Annotated in this window: 19 protein-coding genes and 1 pseudogene; 16 read left to right on the top strand and 4 right to left on the bottom strand. The window is 48.2% G+C overall.

Annotated features, from left to right (window positions below; all coding sequences use genetic code 11):
• Nucleotides 1-109: 109 nt before the first annotated feature.
• The 4 genes from RS881_RS46300 to RS881_RS46285 all read left to right on the top strand — a co-directional run bounded on the left by RS881_RS46300 (nucleotide 110) and on the right by RS881_RS46285 (nucleotide 7,611).
• The gene (locus tag RS881_RS46300) at nucleotides 110-679 is read left to right on the top strand and encodes a G8 domain-containing protein (protein WP_315817000.1); all 570 of its coding nucleotides are present in this window, start codon (nucleotides 110-112) and stop codon (nucleotides 677-679) included.
• Complete coding sequence (locus RS881_RS46295) at nucleotides 604-4,134, top strand: PKD domain-containing protein (RefSeq protein ID WP_315816999.1); 3,531 nt, start codon at nucleotides 604-606, stop codon at nucleotides 4,132-4,134. Before RS881_RS46300 ends, RS881_RS46295 begins: the two co-directional genes overlap by 76 nt.
• Before the next feature lie 2,663 nt (nucleotides 4,135-6,797).
• Nucleotides 6,798-6,989, top strand: coding sequence for a hypothetical protein (locus RS881_RS46290; protein ID WP_315816998.1), 192 nt, complete (start codon nucleotides 6,798-6,800; stop codon nucleotides 6,987-6,989).
• A gap of 64 nt (nucleotides 6,990-7,053) precedes the next feature.
• On the top strand, nucleotides 7,054-7,611 hold the full coding sequence (locus tag RS881_RS46285; RefSeq protein WP_315816997.1) for a DUF3885 domain-containing protein: 558 nt from the start codon (nucleotides 7,054-7,056) through the stop codon (nucleotides 7,609-7,611).
• Between the two features lie 1,946 nt (nucleotides 7,612-9,557).
• On the opposite strand, the gene RS881_RS46280 is transcribed toward RS881_RS46285, so the two are convergent.
• A complete protein-coding gene (locus RS881_RS46280; RefSeq protein WP_315824825.1) occupies nucleotides 9,558-9,827 on the bottom strand; it encodes an HAD family hydrolase in 270 nt (89 codons plus the stop codon).
• A complete protein-coding gene (locus RS881_RS46275) occupies nucleotides 9,821-10,210 on the bottom strand; it encodes an HAD family hydrolase (RefSeq protein ID WP_315816996.1) in 390 nt (129 codons plus the stop codon). The genes RS881_RS46280 and RS881_RS46275 overlap by 7 nt, the downstream gene beginning before the upstream one ends.
• A 303-nt stretch (nucleotides 10,211-10,513) precedes the next feature.
• Between RS881_RS46275 and RS881_RS46270 the strand changes: the two genes are divergently transcribed.
• Nucleotides 10,514-10,900 (top strand): hypothetical protein, encoded by a 387-nt coding sequence (locus RS881_RS46270; protein ID WP_315816995.1) that lies wholly within the window; start codon nucleotides 10,514-10,516, stop codon nucleotides 10,898-10,900.
• 154 nt (nucleotides 10,901-11,054) lie between these two features.
• Here the strand turns inward: RS881_RS46270 and RS881_RS46265 are convergent, their stop codons facing one another.
• On the bottom strand, nucleotides 11,055-11,741 hold the full coding sequence (locus tag RS881_RS46265; protein ID WP_315816994.1) for a LytR/AlgR family response regulator transcription factor: 687 nt from the start codon (nucleotides 11,739-11,741) through the stop codon (nucleotides 11,055-11,057).
• Nucleotides 11,742-11,915: 174 nt separating this feature from the next.
• Entirely contained in the window at nucleotides 11,916-12,761 is an 846-nt protein-coding gene (locus tag RS881_RS46260) for a sensor histidine kinase (RefSeq protein WP_315816993.1), read from the bottom strand.
• A 322-nt stretch (nucleotides 12,762-13,083) separates the two neighbouring features.
• Here RS881_RS46260 and RS881_RS46255 point away from each other — a divergent pair, with 322 nt between their 5' ends.
• The 11 genes and pseudogenes from RS881_RS46255 to RS881_RS46205 all read left to right on the top strand — a co-directional run bounded on the left by RS881_RS46255 (nucleotide 13,084) and on the right by RS881_RS46205 (nucleotide 20,014).
• On the top strand, nucleotides 13,084-13,239 hold the full coding sequence (locus tag RS881_RS46255) for a hypothetical protein (protein ID WP_315816992.1): 156 nt from the start codon (nucleotides 13,084-13,086) through the stop codon (nucleotides 13,237-13,239).
• Nucleotides 13,240-13,363: 124 nt separating this feature from the next.
• Nucleotides 13,364-13,771, top strand: coding sequence for a heparan-alpha-glucosaminide N-acetyltransferase domain-containing protein (locus RS881_RS46250; RefSeq protein ID WP_315816991.1), 408 nt, complete (start codon nucleotides 13,364-13,366; stop codon nucleotides 13,769-13,771).
• Nucleotides 13,772-13,847: 76 nt separating this feature from the next.
• A complete protein-coding gene (locus RS881_RS46245; RefSeq protein WP_315816990.1) occupies nucleotides 13,848-14,237 on the top strand; it encodes an acetyltransferase domain-containing protein in 390 nt (129 codons plus the stop codon).
• An 80-nt stretch (nucleotides 14,238-14,317) separates the two neighbouring features.
• Nucleotides 14,318-14,554, top strand: coding sequence for an EamA family transporter (locus RS881_RS60860; RefSeq protein WP_350340328.1), 237 nt, complete (start codon nucleotides 14,318-14,320; stop codon nucleotides 14,552-14,554).
• 133 nt (nucleotides 14,555-14,687) lie between these two features.
• The gene (locus RS881_RS46240) at nucleotides 14,688-14,909 is read left to right on the top strand and encodes a hypothetical protein (protein WP_315816989.1); all 222 of its coding nucleotides are present in this window, start codon (nucleotides 14,688-14,690) and stop codon (nucleotides 14,907-14,909) included.
• A 97-nt stretch (nucleotides 14,910-15,006) separates the two neighbouring features.
• The gene (locus RS881_RS46235) at nucleotides 15,007-15,561 is read left to right on the top strand and encodes a DPP IV N-terminal domain-containing protein (protein WP_315816988.1); all 555 of its coding nucleotides are present in this window, start codon (nucleotides 15,007-15,009) and stop codon (nucleotides 15,559-15,561) included.
• Nucleotides 15,525-16,130, top strand: a complete 606-nt coding sequence (locus RS881_RS46230) for a DPP IV N-terminal domain-containing protein (RefSeq protein ID WP_315816987.1) — start codon at nucleotides 15,525-15,527, stop codon at nucleotides 16,128-16,130. The genes RS881_RS46235 and RS881_RS46230 overlap by 37 nt, the downstream gene beginning before the upstream one ends.
• A gap of 105 nt (nucleotides 16,131-16,235) precedes the next feature.
• Nucleotides 16,236-16,864, top strand: a pseudogene (locus RS881_RS46220) (alpha/beta hydrolase family protein).
• 483 nt (nucleotides 16,865-17,347) lie between these two features.
• A complete protein-coding gene (locus RS881_RS46215; RefSeq protein ID WP_315816984.1) occupies nucleotides 17,348-17,611 on the top strand; it encodes a hypothetical protein in 264 nt (87 codons plus the stop codon).
• The gene (locus tag RS881_RS46210) at nucleotides 17,608-18,624 is read left to right on the top strand and encodes a glycoside hydrolase 5 family protein (RefSeq protein WP_315816983.1); all 1,017 of its coding nucleotides are present in this window, start codon (nucleotides 17,608-17,610) and stop codon (nucleotides 18,622-18,624) included. The genes RS881_RS46215 and RS881_RS46210 overlap by 4 nt, the downstream gene beginning before the upstream one ends.
• Before the next feature lie 202 nt (nucleotides 18,625-18,826).
• Nucleotides 18,827-20,014, top strand: a complete 1,188-nt coding sequence (locus RS881_RS46205) for an FG-GAP repeat domain-containing protein (protein WP_315816982.1) — start codon at nucleotides 18,827-18,829, stop codon at nucleotides 20,012-20,014.

Raw genomic sequence — 20,014 nt, 5'->3', positions numbered from 1 at the left:
CCATAAAGTCTTTTACAGATAGTGATTGTTCTAGTTTCTGGCATCTCCGGCATTATAGTTGATTCAAATGTTCGACTGATTTCTTAAGAGAAACCAAATAAATACCTTTATGAAAAACACCAGAAGGCGCTTCCTTCAAAGCGTATCTCTGACTGCTACCGGCATGGCCCTGATTCCCTCCCCGGTAGGTGCAAATAAAAAATTAGGCCGGCGTTCTTCCGCAATTGGTTGTGCTCCCGAAAAGATCGTTGCCCTCGTAGGTACCATGAGTAGCATGCAATCTGGTAAATGGTCCGATCCCGCTACTTGGGGCGGCAAACTGCCCGCTGAAACCGATACGCCCCTCATCGCTGCCGGTACTACCGTCACATTTGATGTAGCTCAAACTACCGTGGCCGGTGTCAACATCAGCCCTGGTGCCACTTTGCTATTTGATGCCAATCAATCCGCTACTTTACAAACTACTGCCAATGTCGTAGTGGAAGGTAAATTGCAGATGCGCCCTGCCAATGCAGCCGTTATCCAAACAATACGTTTTGCCAATGTCGATGAATCCAGGTTTGTAGGCGGTGGTATGAATGTATTACCCAGCGATGTGGGACTATGGGTCATGGGCGCGGGCCTGTTGGACCTGTTTGGTACTTCCAAAACATCCTGGACCAGAGTAGAGGGGCGGTAGCTGCTGGTGCTACTACCATAACCGTAGAAGGCGCTGTAAACTGGCAGCCAGGCGATGAGATCAGTATTACCCCTACCGAGCCCCCTACCGTGGGCGCTGCATTTTCAGCAGGCTTTGAGGAAAGGACCATCAAAGCAGTGGCCGGTACTTCTATCACATTAAGCAGCGGCGCCAGTCGCACCCATCCTGTGGTCAACAACCAGTGGACCGCCGAAGTAATGAACCTTACCCGCAACGTAAGGATTGAAGGCACTACTTCTGGAAAAGGACATATATTCATTCGTTCTACACAACCCCAATACATAAAATACACCGCCATCCGTAATATGGGCGCCCGCAAGGATAGGGGTGGTTCCAGTGCGGCTGAACTGGTGGCTGGACGCTACGGTATGCACTTCCACCATTGTATGGATGGCAGCCGTGGTTCCGTGGTCGAAGGCAATGTTATCAGAGATGCCGGTAACCACAGCTATGTACCCCACGTATCACACGGCATCAAATTCATAGACAACATTGCATATAATGTTTTAGAGACCGCCTTCTGGTGGGACCCAGGCGATTCTACCCATGATGTGATCTATGACCACAATATCGTAGCCATTGCCCGCTATGTCACCGGCTCCTTGAATATGAATGCCGAAGATGCCCCTACCTTTTCATCCAGCGGCTTTGGGCTCAATACCGGCGATGGAAATATTTGTAAGAACAATGTAGTAGTGGCCGGTGGTCAGGGCGATCATGCCGATGGTGGCGCTTATAACTGGGAAGCCGTGATCAATGAAGGCGTATGGATCTTTACTGGCAATATGGCCCACAACAGCGATTGTGGATTGCGCGTATGGCAAAACTCTACCCGCAACCACGTAGTAGAAGATTTTGTTGCCTACCACAATGCCTGGGGTATGTTCCATGGCGCTTATGCCAACTCCTATACCTATACCGGAGGTTTCTTCTATGGCAATGGTATCGAGGTCAAAGCCGCCTCTGTTAACTCCAACCGCGTACGATTGGAAAACATCACCATCGATGGCGCGGGTATCATTGATTATGGTATACAAGTCATTCATAGCCCCTTGCCCGGCGACCGCCCTGTATTTGTACGTAACGTAACAATTCGTAATTGTAAGGTAGCCGCCGTATTGGATTCAGCAGAACCCGAGATCCATTCTACCGACCTGATCCAATGCGATATATCAGGCGCCATCACCGTACACAAAGATGCCGTAGCAGGTGAAACCATCCGCGTACAACCCAAATCAGGCCAACCCTACCAGATCACCAAAGCCGGAACTACCAATATCGCTCCCTTTGCCGCCACCGTATGGGGCGTTGGCAAGGGCCTGAAAGGAGAATATTTTAACAGCAACAATTTCACCAACCCGGCCATGACCCGTATCGACTCCAACGTGAGCTTTACCGAATGGAGTGCTGGTGTCCATTATGCCATCACAGGCACTGTCTATTCAGTACGGTGGACTGGTAAGATCATGGCCCAGTTTTCAGAGCCCCATACTTTTTACCTGGGTTCCGGTGGTGGCCATCGGTTGTGGATCGATAACAAAGTTGTATTTGATAGCTGGGTCGAACATTATCCCGATCAATTCAAATCTGCCCCTGTTACACTCGTAGCTGGTCAGCTCTATGATATTAAACTCGAATATTTTAACAACGATGCCGGCACCGGCATGGGATTATTGTGGAGCGCCCCCAGCTTGCCTGTTGAGTATGTGCCCCAAAGCCAGTTGTATACCGATGCCGTAGTCATTCCTCCCAACCAGGGGCCGGTGGCCAATGCAGGTACCGATATCGTGATCAACCTGCCCGTCAACAACACAACCCTAAACGGTACTGCTTCCTTCGATCCTGATGGGTCCATTACCGCGTACCAATGGACCAAGCTCAGCGGCCCTTCCCAGTTTACCATCGCCAATCCGGCGGCTGCCACCAGTCCCTTGAACAACCTCGTAGCTGGTGTATATGTTTTCCGGTTAAAGGTCACTGACAACAAAGGCGCTACCAACGAAGACGATGTGCAGGTAACCGTCAATGCCACTGCCAACCAAACACCCGTGGCCAATGCAGGCGCTGATATCGTAATGACCTTGCCTGTCAACAGCACTACCCTGAATGGTACTGCGTCCAAAGATCCTGATGGCTCCATTGTTGCCTATGCCTGGTCAAAAATAAGCGGCCCTGCACAGTACACCATTACCAACCCAACCGCCGTCACTACAGCCCTTACCGGTTTGGCAGCAGGGGTATATGCCTTCCGCTTAAAAGTAACCGACGATAAAGGCGCTACCCACGAAGATGATGTGCAGGTAACCGTCAATGCGGCTGGCAACCAAACACCCGTAGCCAATGCAGGTGCCGATATCGTAATCACCTTGCCCGCCAATAGTACCACCTTAAATGGAACCGGTTCCAAAGACCCCGATGGTAGTATTGTAGCCTATGCCTGGACCAGGATCAGCGGGCCTGCACAATTTACCCTGGCCAATCCTGCAGCAGCTTCTACTACCCTCACCAACCTGGTAGCAGGGTCTTATGTATTCCGTCTGAAGGTAACCGATGATAAAGGCGCTATAGCCGAAGATGATGTAACCGTTACCGTCAATGCGGCAGGCAACCAATCCCCCGTAGCCAATGCCGGACCGGATATTAACCTGCTGCTGCCGGCCAACAGTACCACCCTCAATGGATCTGCATCTAATGACCCCGACGGTTCCATTGTTGCCTATGCCTGGTCAAAAGTGAGCGGCCCGGCACAATATGCCATGGCAACACCTACGGCGGCCATTACCGGCTTGCTTAGCCTGGTAGCCGGTACCTACGTATTCCGCCTGAAGGTAACTGATAATAAGGGGGCCACCCACGAAGATGAGGTTACCGTAACCGTGAATGAAGCAGGCAACCAGCCGCCCATCGCCAATGCAGGATCCGATATCGTGATCAGCTTACCCGTCAATGTAACCGTTCTCAATGGTTCCGCCTCCCGCGATCCCGATGGCACCCTCGTTTCCTATACCTGGACCAAGGTGAGCGGACCGGCAGGTGCCGTCATCAACAACCCCACTGCTATTTCACCTGTGCTGTCCAACCTGGTGGTGGGTATCTATGTGTTTCGCCTCCAGGTTAAAGACAATAAGGGCGCCACTGCCGAAGATGATGTAACCATTACCGTGAAGGCCCAGCCCGCTGAAGGGTCTGCCACCCTCGTCGTCAAAGTAATGCCCAATCCGGCTCCCAATTACTTCACCTTACAGATCACCACCAATATGAGCTATCCGGTTACCATTGGTTTTTACGATAGCCGTGGCGTGTTGGTCGATAAGGTCATCAGGTCCGGTAGAAGCATTACCCTCACCATTGGTACCAGTTGGGCCAAGGGCGTTTATTATGCCGTGGTCGAACAGGGCAATCTAAGACGGTTGGTCACCTTAATGAAGGTGTAGACCAGGCCACGGGACTTACCCAATAGCGTTTTTAACCTCCATGCTTATATACAAAGCTCCGCCACCAGGCGGGGCTTTTTTATCAAAAGTTAAGGCCGCAGGTGGAAAAATCATACTCCCAAAAACATCCCTCGGACAAAATGGGTGAAATCCCTCTACCAGTAAACTTATTATTGAGATAGTTTTGACTCAGCAAGGAATCCGATTTCAGGAAAGCAAGTAACCATACCCGCTCATAGGATCGGCTGGAAGAATACACAGCTTACTTGATTTCCAGGAACCAGTTTTGTTGGTTAATTAAATATTAACAATCATCAATAATTGATGTTATGGCCAGATACTATCATGCTTTGAGTGATTCACGATTTTTTATATTTGATATCACCATTTTTGGCCTCTTTTTAGCCTGATACCCTGGGCCATTTTCCGGTACAATTGGCCATTTGCTGCTGTCACCTGCTTTATTTTTGGGTATTTGTATTTCTACTTCTATCGTCGAAACAAACGCCTGCGTTATATATGTACTGGGCTTTCTTCCATTATTTATGGTATGATCTGCTTTAGTATTATTCCATTATGCAGTAACAGGCCGATCAACTTTGAAGGAACAAAGCAGGATATATCCGTTGCACTGGCAATTGCTGGGTTCATTGCCAGCTTTTATTGTCACATAAAAGAATACCGGGAGGTCTTCAGCCTGAAAAACGAGTACCATAGGGCAACTTTCTCCCTTACAGAAGTAAAAACAAATAGGCTCGCCGTAATTGTGTTGATAACCTCGTCAATAATATTTGCCGTATCTCTTAAGTATGCCATTCAATATGTTAAAAGCATACACTAGGCTGCAAGAAACCCTCATCCATGGTCCAGGGAACGGTCATCTTAATTTATTATGGCTGGTGCATGGTACAAAGGTGGGTCGCTCTGCAGCCTGGCCCGTGCAGCCCTGTAGAGCGGCTCACCTTCATCAGGAGTTGGCATACTTGTGCTCCCTGCTCCTAACACTCGCTAACACTCGCTCGCCTCTGGCGAGTGAGTGAATTCCCCCAACCCTTGGCGCAGGGAACTGTCATCCAAATTTTATTTGTTTGCCCCTGGCGAAAGGTGGGTCGCTCTGCAGACTGGCAAATGCAGCGTTGTAGAGCGGCTCACCTTCATCTCCCTTGGCGCAAGTATCCAGCGTGAGGTTTGTGTGGAAGCGTACTTGTGCTCTTTCTGCCGATCTTCAAAATGATATAAGCTAATTAATCACTCATGAAACATATTAGAATAGGGCTTGTAGGATTGGTAATACTGATAGTATCTGCCTTTTTATCTTGTAGTAATCCAAAACCATCCTATGATGTTGACTTCTATTTCCCCGACGCTAAGACAAGTAATAAGTTGTTGACCTTTGTGTATGAGTACGGACTTAGAAAGAGAGGAATCTATGTAAGCGCAGACTCATTGTTGGCAATGGCAGATAACCTCCAAAAAAATATTTAGGTGGCGTTGGCGTAAATGGGACAATGATCTTGGATGATGATTATATTGAGTTCAAGCCAGGGTTCATAAGTTCAATGACCTATGATGGCTTTAGCCCTTTTAAAATTCCCTATTCAGATATGGACAGTGTAAAAGCGAGCCTTTCTTACTAATTATGAAAGCCGCTGTAGTCAATACTAAAAACGGAGAATTCAAATTTCAATTAAAAAGGCAAAGCATTGGTACACCCCTTTCAAATTCAACGACGAAGAAATTTGTAAGTATCTCAACCAAAAAATAGGTAATTAGAATTCAACATCGGTTAGCTTAGAAAACTTTTGCCAGTTAAAAGGTGGGCCACTCTGCAGCGCTGCATCAGCCGGGCGGCAGAGTGACTCACCTTAAAGGTGCGACAAGATTAACTATACGACATTGAATTAGAATTTAAAAACGAATCCTGGCGCTTGTAGGCCCCGGGCTCTTGTGTAGGGTATACTTATTCCCCATCCCGTATATAACCTGGCCCTCTGCCAGTCCTCTTGTACACAGCCCACTGATCCCAATACCTACAGCCAGCAATACCAGCCAATTCCTCATATTAAATCTCCTTGCTCGTTCTACTTACTGTATCGTCCCGATAGCTATCGCGATTGAGCAGTGCCACGGTTACATCGTTGCCAGGTCCCAGCGCCAGGCATTTGAGCGCCAGTTCGCCGGCCGCTTTCTCCTTGTCTCCGCTGGCCCACTGTCATGGCCCGGCATTTCGTATGTACTATACAAGGGTCCTCAGGTCCTTTTCTTGAACAGAGAATGGTTTATGAATTTGGAATTGAGTGCAAATAGGCGTTTTATTATAGGTAGCAAGGCACTATTGTTGGAAGAACAATTTTTGCACATGGTTGTAAACCAATTATGTAGACGGCGGTTTTTGGTTTATAGAATGACTTGAAGTAACTTGTCCTTCCTATGATCGCTTTCTTTCAAAAAATAACAGATGTACGTTGACTTTTCGATAAAGCAATTTATGTAGTATCTCCGGAAGACTTACTTATTTCAAAAGTAATATGGATACAGGAGTATCAATCGGCGCAACAGGCAGAAGATATCAAAAATCTTGCTGCTATTGAATATATGGATTGGCCTTATAGTAAGAAATGGATCAGTAAATTGAATCTGAAAACTTTTGATTTATTAACAGTATGAATGATACACCAGAATACATAAAGGAGCTGCAGTTAAAAATATGGCTTTCGAAATCTCCAAGTGAGAGACTTAAACAGTTTATGGAAGATAATGCTTCTTTATTCCAGTTTTGGAAGGCTGCAAAAGTAGCTGAAATTAAGGCTAATGATTCTAAAGTTGAAACTAAAACAATGGATTTCCCACATTAACACCATAGTCGAAAGCGCCAATTATGTATTGGGGCATATACGTAGAGTCCTTTAATTAAAGTAGATGACTGCAGAAGAATTCAAAGCGTTTTGGGACGCCAATTTTCCGGAAACGATACCAGTATCTCATTATTTCAGACATGACTATCCCGATAGATGGTTCAGGATTCATAGCTTGCCCCAGTCAAAGCGGTATCCAGGCGATGACCAGGAATGGAATATCCTACTCAATAGGCAGAACCAGATCATTACCGACCTGATAGGCGAAAATGAAAATTTCCTGTTGGTCACTGGTGAGCATACACAGGAAGGCTATACAGAGTTACATCCCCTTACCGAGGCTGATTCTATTGCGCAAATCCCCTTTATTTTACTGGAAAAGATCGATCTTCATCAAGTAAGCCCCGATGTATATGAAACAGGAGCGTTTTACCACCCAATGTTCAGCGAACAAATTTGGATACCTCGAAAATTCGATTCTTTGCTCAGAGACATGGCGGAGGATAACCTACGCGTAATTTTCATTTCAATAGAAAAGGAACTGATGATTGCACCTTACGACGGTGGCGTTGATTTTATTCTAAAAAATAGCCCCGCTCTCACGAACGGGGCCATTGCATAGTAACACCAGGTCAATACAGGTGATGGCATGCATTACTGTATGTACTTACCAAACATTGACATGTTGAAAATCAGGCTACCTAACCGTTAGCTCCTAACAGTTCAAGCCAAGGCCCTTGTCCCGGCCAAAACCTGCCTTCCATTCTGCTGTTACTGTCGCAAGGAGCTGTCATCCAAATTTTATTTGTTTGCCCCTGGCGAAAGGTGGGTCGCTCTGCAGACTGGCAAATGCAGCGTTGTAGAGCGGCTCACCTTCATCAGGAAAGAGGTGACACCTTTCCCTTACCACGAAAACGAAAAGGTGTCACCTCTTGGCTCCTGGCGCAAGTAGGCAGCCCGGTAACTGTACCAGGCGTACTTGTGCCGTCGAGCCCTGGTGGCTGGCTCACCAAAGCCTTTCATAGATCACAGCAGCAAAATGAAAACCAGTGGCAATAGCCCTCAGCCGGTAGCCATCAACAAACTGCTAATGGCGAAACCTTAAGGCCAACTGCTAGAACCCAACCGCTAATAGCCCAACCTGGGCGCTAAAAGCCAGGGCTGATAGCTGAAACCTAAAACCTGACTGCTGACTCCTAAGGCTCACAGCTCACAGCTCGTAGCTCGTCGCTCCAAGCTGGTATTCCCAAGTGTTGCACAACACTCCTCGTACATCAACCGTGCTTAGGGGCCCCGTCCACACAGTCGATCAGCTTCTTTATTGATACTCCGCCAAACCCCTCAAAAGAGACCCAACGAAGCAAAAGTTCATAATCTGCGAAATCCATTTAATCCTTGCATCTGCGTTTCAATCCGCGAAATCACTTTAATCCCTTAATCCGCGATTATATCCGCGTTTAAATCTGCGAAATCTGTTTAATCCATTAATCTGCGATTCTATCTGCGATTACAAACATACAACACCAGGATACCCTTTTCCAACACCCCATTGCCGGTTTATGTCGAAAGCGCTATAAATCGACGTCAATTACGTCGATTTATAGCGCTTTCGACATAAAATAGCCGAAACGACAAAAACACATTTGGAAATGGCCTATCCAGTGTCGTACGTTTGCCCTGCAGTGTTACTGAAAAAGAAAAGAAAGAATAAGCATAAGGACCAGAAGCAAAGCACAGAAGACAACAGTAAAGAATTTACAAAGCTCTGAGTAATCAATAATCAGTATCCCTTCAGTATCCCTTCAGTATAGCTTCAGTATACCTTCCCTATAGATAGAGTATACTAATAGCACTAAACACAAAAACAGCCCATTTTTGCACAAAGTGGCAGGGAAGCTGGCGCCTCCCACCCAAAGCAACAATGGATGTAGATAGGTTGCACCGCGGGCAACCGTTTCACAAAGTTCTTTGATCGGGTGGTCTTTCTTCACTCAACTGCTGGCTCACCAGGCTTTGCCGAAGGCGCCTTCCGTAAAGCCTCAAACATTCAGCAGTGCACAGCGATAGAAAGACCGCCTGACCAAAGGACTTCAATAAAAGAGGGGAATTTTTCATGGATGTATTCCTGGCCGGCAGGAGAGCGAGCCAATAGTTCCTGGTTGGCGGACAAAGCATATAGCAGGATGCTGTTTCCTCGAAGGGGCCATTGCCCACCTCACCTTCAACAAAATCCAAGGTCAGTAGGAAACCATCATACGCAGAAAAGAAAAAGAGGACACCTTCAGTTGAGTGCACCAGGAACAAGAAGAAAGAAAACACCTCCCCCTCAAAAGAATAGAACCTGGGCCACCAGGCAATTAAAACAACAACTTAAATCATACAAAGCACATGACCGGTTATCGCGCTTTCCAGACTTCCGGCCATTTAACAGCATATCATCCCGTGCAATTCCAATCAGCACAATCCCCCTGAATCCGCGTCATCTGCGTTTCAGATCCGCACAATCAGCGCTTAAATCCGCGCTGCAAATCCCCGTAATCCGCGATTCAATCCGCGATTAATCAGCGATTAATTCTGCGATTCCACGATCAACAACACCTCAATCAGGTCATTGATAATAAAATCCGGTCTGGCACTGGCTAACTGTTCATAAGTATGTGCCCCCGTCGTAATACCGATGCTGTAGCGGCATCCGGCATTGCGGCCCTCTTCAATATCGATGATCGAATCACCTACTTTCAATACCTGCTGTGCATCCGTAATGCCTTGTTCCTGCATAGCCAATAAAATCATGGCAGGGTGGGGCCGGTTGGCCGGTACATCCGATGCCGTTACCAGCCCATCAAAGTCGATACCTTTTTCCAGCCGATCTTTTCGATCAGTCCTTCTGCTGTGGTGCGGTTGTACCCCGTATTCATCACTACCCGGATTCCTTTGTTGCGTAACTTATGAAAAAGTTGTGTGGCATTCCGTTGTTCCGTGATCGGTTGCGTGGAATACGCAATGTCTAATAACACTAAAAACTGTTGGAAGATCTCATTTGCCAGGGCCTCATTGTCAATACCCTCCAGTGCCAATACACTCCTGATCGCCTGCAACTTCTCTTTGCCTGCTCCCGCTGCCAGCACCTGGTCCAGCGTAAACTCAAATCCTTTTTCATTAATAGCCTGTTGCACTGCCTTATACACCAGGTTGTCCTCATTGACGGTAGTGCCCGCCATATCAAAACTGCCAAACTGATCATGCCGTAGTATTTATTGATGGTAGATGATGAATTGATGTTGATGGAGCCTCCGGCTCTTTTTTAAAGAATGCCGTAAGCAATATGGTGATGGCGCTTAATAACGCGATCAACCCAACCGTTGGGAAAATTACCGATTTGTTGCCCGTGTGATCAATAAGCTTGCCCATCACCGGTTCGCCAATCGCTGCAAAAATATAAGCACACATATTCATAATGCCCGTACCCGCCCCTGCAAATAGATCCCGAAAAGATCATCCGCCGCCTGATTACCATAAGAGGGTTGCACAACTACAACTTTACCGACTTCAAAAATGCCTTTGAATTTCTAAACCTCCATGCCCACAAATATCCCTTTGCTGCCATAGTAGAGAATGAGTTCACCCTGCAGGAGGTCAATGAGGCATTTGCCATGCCGTTGCCCACAGGCCATTGCGCGTTGGCGTCAGGATCGAATAAATCAAAATACCTCACTTCTCCATCCAATTCAAAAAATCAGTCAAATCCCTGGCGCAAGGAACTGTCATCCAAGTTTTATTTGTTTGCACCCTGGCGAAAGGTGGGTCGCTCTGCAGACTGGCCGGTGCAGCGCTGTAGAGCGGCTCACCTTCATCAGGAAAGAGGTGACACCTTTCCCTTACCACGAAAACGAAAAGGTGTCACCTCTTAGCCCCTGGCGCAAGGAACAGTCATCCAAATTTTATTTGTTTGCCCCTGGCGAAAGGTGGGTCGCTCTGCAGACTGGCCGGTGCAGCGCTGTAGAGCGGCTCACCTTCATCAGGAAAGAGGTGACACCTTTCCCTTACCACGAAAACGAAAAGGTGTCACCTCTTAGCCCCTGGCGTATGCAGCCTGGCCCTTGTGCCTGGCGTACTTGTGCCTACCTCCTCGAAGCAAACGAGCCGACTGCCGGCCTTACTTCTCCATCCACCCCAAAAATCAGTAGCCTTGGCCTTACTGATAATCACCGGATCAACCCCGGGTAAAGTAAGCCGCACCAACAACTTACGATCATAATACACTTCTACTTCCTTGATCCCTTTAAACGCCACCAGGTACTGCCGGTTGGCACGATAAAATAAACCAGGATCAACCACCGATTCAATATGGTCCAGCGGATCCGTGAGCCGGTACAGTTGATTGTCCCTCGTGTATAACGTCACCCCTTCCTCCATGATGCGGAAAAACATTATATCCCCTACAGCCACCGGGATCAGCTTCTCCCGGTAACTCACCAGGAAGGTCGATTTGTAGGACTTCTGATTGCCCGCCATACCCTTTAATAACGAGGTCAGCTTTTCCTGTTCCAGTTGTGGGGCCTGTTTGTGTAGCAGACTATTGATCTTGTCCAGGCATTCTATGAGCAAACTTTCATCCAGTGGTTTCAACAAATAATCAATCCCATTATTACGGAAAGCCTGGATAGCATATTGATCATAAGCCGTACAAAATACCACCGGACAGGCGATGCGCACCTGCCTGAACAGGTCAAAGACCAGTCCATCCCCCAATTGAATATCAGAAAAATAAGGTCAGGCATATCGTTATGGTCAAACCATTCCAGGCCCCCTTCCACACTGTCCACGATGCCAAGGATCGTATAATCCGGCTGTAAGGACTTGATCGATTCCTTCAGGTCCCTGGCCGTTTGCACTTCATCTTCTATGATCAAAACCGTCATATAATTAGCGTATCGGTAGCAGCACTTCAAAAGCCTGCTCATCCTTTTTAATAATAATGTCTTTTCCTTTTAACAATACATACCGCCGGCTGACATTCGATAACCCAAGCCGGGAGGAAGCCGTTTCCACTGCCTTTACCTGCAAATTGTTCCTGACCGCCAGGTAGTCGCCGGCCACCAAAATAGAAATATACAAAGGCCGCTTCATCGAAAGCCCATTGTGTTTTACCGCATTTTCTACCAGCAATTGCAACGTATTGGCTGGCATACCATATCCCAGCACCGTATCGGGTACCTGTATCTCCGTGCAAAGCGCATCTCCAAACCGGATGCGCAGTAAATATAAATACGAGCGCATAAAATCCAGTTCCTCACCCAGCGTTACCATCGGTTTGTCCTGGTGCTGCAACATATACCGGTACACCGAAGCCAGCTCTCCTATAAAGTTGACCGCTTGCTGCGGATCGTGTTTCGTGAGCGATTTCAGCGTGGTGAGCGAGTTGAATAAAAAATGAGGGTTCACCTGTTGCTTCAGCGCTTCATGTTCCGCATTCAGATTCTCCCGTTTCAACAGCTCATTCTCCAGCGCCATATCCCTTTTCTCAGCATTACTGTCATACACATGTTTGATCAGTAAGATCAGCGTATTGAACAGGAATAGCGTAAGACAAATAAAAAACCAACTGCTGAAAGAATGACCCCAATTGCCCCGCGTGGTTGAAAGTAGTTTGCCCGTCAGGTCCAGCAGTAGCCCGATGCACAAGTAGATCACGATCGACAACCCGTACGAAAGCGCGATCCGGCCATAGCGCCTGCCTGATTTCCGGAAATCAACCAATCCAAAATTCATACACCACTGCGAAAAGATGATCAGGAAAGAAGAAATAAAATGCAGTAGCGTCGTAGTACGACTGCTATCCGAAAGCGCCAGGGCAGCCGGAAAAACAATGCAACAACAAGCCCTTCCTTAATACGATATGTGCTGACCAGCCTTTTCATCAACAACAATAATAATCATCCAATTTACCCAAAATACCCAACACCTCCCCAAACGGGCAATTGGGCCCGTCAACCTGTCCAAATGCCCCTTGTATTCCTGCTCCAATACCAGAATTACCACCAATTTTAACTACTTAAATGCCATTCCCTAACTTACCAGTAATACCCCTCCAATGAAAAGGATACATACCATTGATTTTGCCAGAGGCCTCGTCATGATCATCATGGCCCTCGACCATGTGCGCGACCTCCTCCATATTGATTCCATCACCCTAAGCCCTACCGATTTCAATACCACTATACCCACCTTGTTTTTACCCGCTGGATAACACATCTCTGCGCACCCACTTTCGTATTTTTATCAGGCGCTTCCGTTTTTATATCCTTACAGCGCAACCCTTCCCCCAAAAGGGCAGGCGCTTCCTCCTGAAGCGTGGCCTGTACCTTATCCTGTTGGAGTTTACCCTCGTTAATTTCGGACTGTATTTCGACCTCGGCTTTCACAACTTTATTTTCGAGGTCATAGCAGCCATTGGAGTTGGGTTCATCATGTTGTCCTTCATGAGTAAACTATCCTGGAAAACAATAGCCATCATAGGCCTGGTCATCATATTTTGCCACAACCTCACATCCCTCATTCCATTTGCACAGGACTCAAAAACCATGGCCATTCTTTCTCCTTTGTTCAGTCCCGCTGGTTTTGTACTGGGCAAGTCCACCCTGATCATCGGGTACCCACCCATTCCCTGGTTGGGTATCATGCTCGTAGGGTACGCGGCAGGGCGTTATTTTGAGGTCGACAGTGCCCGGCGAAAAAAACCTTCACCCGTGCAGGATTCATTGCCTTGGCCTTATTTGTAGCCATCCGTTTTATCAACCTATATGGCGATACCCCCTGGTCAACCCAAAAAGCCCCGTCTATACCTTTCTTTCCTTCATGAACATTACTAAATATCCTCCTTCCTTATTGTTTTGTCTGTCTACCCTGGGCATCACCCTCCTGCTATTGGCTGCTGCCGAAAACTGGCAGGGGCGGCTGTCCGGCATCGTGATCAAATATGGTAAAGTACCTTTATTCTATTTCCTCCTCCACTTTTACATCATTCATTTGATCCTGCTTGTGATCCTCCTGGCACAGCGCATTTCCTGGTCACAAATGGAATTTGCTACCGGCACCTTTGGCAGGCCCGCCAATATACCCACCGGTGTACCCCTTTGGGCCATTTACCTGCTATGGGTTGGCGTAGTCATCTTATTGTATAAACCCTGCGTTTGGTTTGGCCAATACAAAGCCACCCACAATAAGTGGTGGTTGAAATATTTGTAGCTAAGGTAAGCGCCTGGCCACCCCCATTTACCACTAGGTAGCCTCCACTTCTTACCGTATTTGCTCCCAGCTCTTACCTCATAGCTCGTAGCTGTATTTCCCCACTCACCCAATACCATATCTACATACTGGAGTCAATTTCCCAGGCCGGCGTATTCATCAACCTCGATCCCGTCATAGGCGCCCTCATCGCCGTTATTTTCCTGGGCGAACACCTTCATGTATGGCAAATAGCAGGAGCCGCTTTAACCCCCTTGGCGTATGGTTGTATATGTTCAGAAACCGGTAATATTGGTAAAGCCTGCAGCAACGAATAGTGATAATTTTAGGCTCCACAAAGCCTTCACTCACTATGCATAAATTTGTTCCCGTATTACTCCTGCTGGCCATTACCCGCGGCGGCCCACTCAATGCCCAAACCGTTTCCCCTATCAGCCTTCCCATGAAGAAATGGTGAAACGGTACAAGCGGGCCGCTCAAATAGACAGCGCTACCAAAAACACCGTATTCAAAACCACCGTTACCATCAACTACCTGCCGGGTGGCAAAACCGCCTGGTACCGCAATCTCCTGCAGGATAGCGTACAGCAATACATTTTTGTCGATATCGCGAAAGCGAAAAACAACCCCTCTTTCAGCCCCAAAAACTGGCAGCCGCCTTGCAGCAAATAGGCATCGCCATCGATTCACTACGGCCTTTCATTACCCCGGTCGATATTACGCCCAATCAACAGGCCATGCGTTTCACTTGCCAGGGCCATTACATCGAATGCAACCTTACTTCCTATTCCTGTACCAAACTGCCTGCCCCGCCGCCGCATACTCCTGCCAATCGCCCCCTGCCCGTTTCAGGTTCAACAGCGCTTTTCCCAATGGCAACACCGCTCCCAATCAACAATGGGAAGCATACATAGACCAGGGCAACTTGTTTGTAAAGCCAACCAAAGGAGGCGAGCCCATTCAGTTTACCACCGATGGCAAACCTGATAAGCCCTATGGCGGTGTTTATTGGAGCCCCGATAGCAAGTACCTCACCGGTTATCATATCAATACCGTAAAAGACTCCTCCGTATTTTATATCCTTACCGCACAGCCAGGCACTATGCGCGGCCAGTTGCGCTCACAGCCTTACAAACAACCCGGTGATCCCTGGACCATCTACACACCATTTATTTTTCAGCTCGACCAAAAGAAAGCCGTGAAAGTAAATGCCGGTCCCATTGATTTTTATCAGCGCCCGAACCCCATTGGCGCACGGGCGATCCCCGCTACTATACCTATGAAAAAATGGACCGCGGCCACCAGCGTTTCCGCATACTGCTAGTCGATGCTGCCAATGCCATAGCCAGCACCCTCCTCGATGAACAAACAAATACTTTCATTTATAACAACCGCAACTTTACCCATTACCTCACCACCAACCAGTTGATCCGTACTTCAGAGAAAAATGGCTGGAACCATATCTACCTCGTTGATCTCCTGTCAGGCAAAGAACAACCCGTTACTACCGGTAATTGGGTCGTACGGGGCGTAGATTCCGTCGACCCGGCTAAGAAAGAGATCTGGTTCCGTGCTAGTGGTATGCAGGCAGGGGAGGACCCCTACAATATCCATTATTACCGTATCAGTTTTGATGGCAGGAACCTGAAAGCCCTCACCCCGCTACTGGCAACCATACCCTTGTCATGTCTGACGATAAAACCTACTTTACCGATACCTGGTCCCAGGTCAACACAGCGCCCCGTACCATATTGGCCCGCACCGCCGATGCCAAAGAGATCATGTTATTGGAAGAGGCCGATCTGTCACTTTATGAGCGGGCAGGTGTACGTCCTCCCGAAGTATTTGTGGCCAAAGCCCGTGATGGCGTTACCGATATCTGGGGTATCCTAAGCAAGCCTTCCGATTATGATCCATCCAAAAATACCCTGTCCTCGAAAATATCTATGCCGGCCCACATGATGCCTTTGTGCCCAAGAATTTTACCCCTACAGCGAAATGCAAAGCCTGGCCGAACTGGGTTTCATTGTAGTAATGATCGACGGCATGGGTACCGCCAACCGCTCCAAAGCCTTTCATGATCTATGTTGGAAAAACCTGGCCGATGCAGGTTTGCCCGACCGATCTTGTGGATCAAAGCCCTTGCCCAAAAGTATTCCTTTGTAGATGCGGGCAGAGTGGGTATCTATGGCACTTCTGCCGGCGGACAAAATTCCACTGGCGCCTTACTTTTTCATCCCGAATTCTACAAAGCGGCCGTTTCAGCCTGCGGTTGCCACGATAACCGCGTAGACAAACAATGGTGGAATGAACAATGGATGGGGTACCCGGTAGCAAAACATTATGATGACCAATCCAACGTAACCAATGCCTTTAAGCTGCAGGGCAAACTCTTGTTGATCGTAGGAGAGGCCGATACCAATGTACCGCCCGAATCCACATACCGCGTAGCTGATGCCCTGATGAAGGCAGGCAAAAGTTTCGACCTCCTGTCCATTCCCGGTATGGGCCATAGCGATGGCGGCAATTATGGCCGGATGCGAAAACGCGATTTCTTTGTAAAACACCTCCTGGGCGTAGAACCTCCCGATCGCAATGCCGGCGAACTGCCCCCACTGCCGAAGTAGGCCGCGAACGCTGGACCTTTCAATAACCTAAAATCTTAATCCTGTTCAGTCACCAGCCTTCCTGTTCAGTCGCCAGCCTCCGGCTGGTGACGCCTATTTCAAAGCCTCCGGCTTTGCCACCTCCGTTCACAGCTTGCAGTTTACCACTCCTGCCTTTAATCCGTGTAATCCGTTTTAATCCCTAAATCAGCGATTGTCAGTCGCCAGCCTTCTCAGTCGCCAGCCTCTGGCTGGTGACAGTTATTTCAACGCCTCTGGCTTTGCCCCGCTCGCAGCTCGTATCTCACAGCTCGTAGCTTGTCATTCCACGATTGACGTAGTAATGATGTAGTAAAAAGCTTCTGTTCTCACCGTTTTATCCATTTGGATGTAGAAGCGATGTAGTGCCATTTTTCTTTCCCCCTGTACGGATCACTAATTTTACCACCGCTAAAAGTGTCAATCATACAAATCTAAAATAGGATGAAAAGGAAATGCTTTGCCATGTGCGTAATCACGTGTTTAGTGGTCATGACCAGCTATACCCAGCCTTCAAAACAAGAACCTCCATCAGCCGTCGTAAAAACAGAATTGCGTAAAACAACCAGTGGGTACCAATTATACAGGGCAGGCCAACCCTATTTTGTAAAAGGGGCGGGCGGCAATGCCTATCCTGCCCGGATTGCTGCCTATGGGGGCAATTCCATCCGCACCTGGGGTACCCGCGGTGCACAAGCCGTATTGATTCTGCCCACAAATACGGCTTGACCGTTTTGCTGGGCCTCGATGTGGCCCGCGAACGTCATGGCTTTAATTATGATGATACCCTAGCCGTCACCAAACAACTCAACCAATTGCGTGGTGAAGTGATCAAATACAAAGATCATCCTGCGCTCCTGGCCTGGGGCATTGGTAATGAGCTGAACCTCCAATACAAGAACCCCAAAGTGTGGGATGCCGTGTCTGCGATTGCTAAAATGATCCATGCCGTCGATCCCAACCATCCTGCTACCACCGTATTGGCAGGCATCAATAAAAACCTCGTTGATCTGATCAAAGAAAGGTCCACCGGTCTTGATCTCCTGTCCGTCAATACCTATGCCGGACTGGCCACTTTACCCGCCACCATTCGTAATGCCGGTTGGGAGGGCCCTTACCTCGTAACAGAGTGGGGGCCCACCGGCCATTGGGAAGGATTGCAAACAACCTGGCAATCCTCCATTGAGGAAACCAGCAGCGAAAAGGCAGCCGTGTATAAAAGCCGCTATGAATATTCAGTAGAACGTGATCGCGAAAAATGCCTGGGTTCCTATGTATTTCTCTGGGGTCAAAAACAGGAGCGTACCCCTACCTGGTATGGTGTTTTTACCGATAAAGGGGAAGAATCCGAAGTAGTAGATGTCATCCAATACCTCTGGTCAGGCAACTGGCCTGCCAATAAAGCTCCTCATTTATATTCTTTGCAATTGGATAATAAGAAGGCCATTGACAATATTTACCTGACTTCGGGTGCCAATGTCAATGCCATCGCCGTAGCAACCGATCCCGACCGCGATCCACTCACCTGGCGTTGGGAAGTGGTGCCCGAGCCCACCCAATTAAGCGAAGGTGGCGACTTTGAAGCCAGGCCCAAACCAATAGAAGCGTTGATCACCATCCGCGGCGAAGGAAAGGTCACCTTGAAAACCCCTGCCAGGGAGGGCGCCTACCGCTTATTCCTGTACATCACCGATGGCAACAACAACGTGGCCACCGCCAATATTCCCTTTTATGTAAAGTAATTCAGCTCCCTGTTCGGTATCTGTTGCTTTTTACTATATTCATTGTGAACTTGCCATAGGGTGGGTCCCTTCAAGGGCGGCTCACCCTGTGTACGTTCACCCTGAGCTTGTCGAAGCGCAGTAAGGGGTTTTCTTCCGGACTTCCGGTCTTCCGGACTTTCGGACCCTCAAAGGGCGGCTCACCCTGGTCAAAAACGCTATCATGAAATCAACAGACTTTTGCCCACGCGTCATACTCGTCCTTTGCATTACAGCAATATCCATCCTGCATGCCCATGCTCAGCCCAAACAACAAAAAAGATCATCAGGTACCTTTAAAAAACATACCATCAGCGCCGTCTTTGTATCCGAAGGCGCTGCCGTGGGCGATGTTAACAACGATGGCCGTATAGATGTATTGGCCGGCCATTATTGGTATGAAGCTCCAGGCTGGCAGCGCCACCTGCTCCATGCCGATACCTTAGATCCCGTCAAAGGATACAGTACCACCTTCCTCAATTTTTGCCTGGACGTCAACAACGATGGCTGGGCCGATCTCATCCGCTTCGACGTGCCGGGAGGCCCTTGCCGATGGTATGAGAATCCTAAAAATGCCAATACCCTTTGGACAAGCCACCTCATAGTGCCATCTGCCGGTATTGAAACACCTTTATTCATTGATGTAGACCAGGATGGTCGAAAAGACATTGTTTGTAATGACCCAGCCAATAAAGAAGTGATCTGGTTAAAGGCCCCTGCTGCCAAAGGCCATACCAACTGGCAACGTTACCTCATCAGTAACGATAGCCTGCGCGCCACCCATCGCTATACACATGGCATAGGCTGGGGCGATGTGAATGGCGATGGTAGAAATGACTTGATCGTAAAGATCGGGTGGTGGGAAGCCCCTGCCGATGTTAAAAGCCCCCAATGGAATTTTCACCCCGCCAACCTGGGCGAAGATTGCGCCAATATGTTTGTAGTAGATGCCGACCTCGATGGGGATCCAGATATCCTTTCCTCTTCCGCCCACAATTACGGCATCTGGTGGCACGAACAACAGGAAAATAACAACAGCGGATCCACCTGGACCACCCATTTGATCAGCAAACAATTTTCCCAATCCCATGCCATGGCTATGGACGATATCAATGGAGATGGATATCCCGATCTGATCACCGGCAAACGTTATTTTGCCCACAACGGAAAAGACCCCGGCGCCTTTGAACCCGCCGTACTCTATTGGTTTGAATTTCAACCTGGCAAAACACCCCGTTGGATACCCCACCAAATTGACAACAATTCCGGCATCGGCAACTCCTTCGTAGTACAGGATATCAATAAAGATGGATTATTGGATATCATTACTTCCAATAAAAAAGGCGTCTACTTTTTTGAACAACTGAAATAA

The organism is Paraflavitalea speifideaquila (assembly GCF_032395985.1).
Taxonomy (GTDB): Bacteria; Bacteroidota; Bacteroidia; order Chitinophagales; family Chitinophagaceae; genus Paraflavitalea; species Paraflavitalea speifideaquila.
This window is presented reverse-complemented; position numbering and strand designations above follow the sequence as displayed.

Bases quoted from the DNA above. Each gene is read 5' to 3' on its own strand.
- RS881_RS46300 (WP_315817000.1), top strand. From the start codon at position 110: ATGAAAAACACCAGAAGGCGCTTCCTTCAAAGCGTATCTCTGACTGCT.
- RS881_RS46295 (WP_315816999.1), top strand. From the start codon at position 604: ATGGGTCATGGGCGCGGGCCTGTTGGACCTGTTTGGTACTTCCAAAAC.
- RS881_RS46290 (WP_315816998.1), top strand. From the start codon at position 6,798: ATGAATGATACACCAGAATACATAAAGGAGCTGCAGTTAAAAATATGG.
- RS881_RS46285 (WP_315816997.1), top strand. From the start codon at position 7,054: ATGACTGCAGAAGAATTCAAAGCGTTTTGGGACGCCAATTTTCCGGAA.
- RS881_RS46275 (WP_315816996.1), bottom strand. From the start codon at position 10,210: ATGGCGGGCACTACCGTCAATGAGGACAACCTGGTGTATAAGGCAGTG.
- RS881_RS46260 (WP_315816993.1), bottom strand. From the start codon at position 12,761: ATGAATTTTGGATTGGTTGATTTCCGGAAATCAGGCAGGCGCTATGGC.
- RS881_RS46255 (WP_315816992.1), top strand. From the start codon at position 13,084: ATGAAAAGGATACATACCATTGATTTTGCCAGAGGCCTCGTCATGATC.
- RS881_RS46245 (WP_315816990.1), top strand. From the start codon at position 13,848: ATGAACATTACTAAATATCCTCCTTCCTTATTGTTTTGTCTGTCTACC.
- RS881_RS46240 (WP_315816989.1), top strand. From the start codon at position 14,688: ATGGTGAAACGGTACAAGCGGGCCGCTCAAATAGACAGCGCTACCAAA.
- RS881_RS46235 (WP_315816988.1), top strand. From the start codon at position 15,007: ATGCAACCTTACTTCCTATTCCTGTACCAAACTGCCTGCCCCGCCGCC.
- RS881_RS46230 (WP_315816987.1), top strand. From the start codon at position 15,525: ATGGACCGCGGCCACCAGCGTTTCCGCATACTGCTAGTCGATGCTGCC.
- RS881_RS46215 (WP_315816984.1), top strand. From the start codon at position 17,348: ATGTGCGTAATCACGTGTTTAGTGGTCATGACCAGCTATACCCAGCCT.
- RS881_RS46205 (WP_315816982.1), top strand. From the start codon at position 18,827: ATGAAATCAACAGACTTTTGCCCACGCGTCATACTCGTCCTTTGCATT.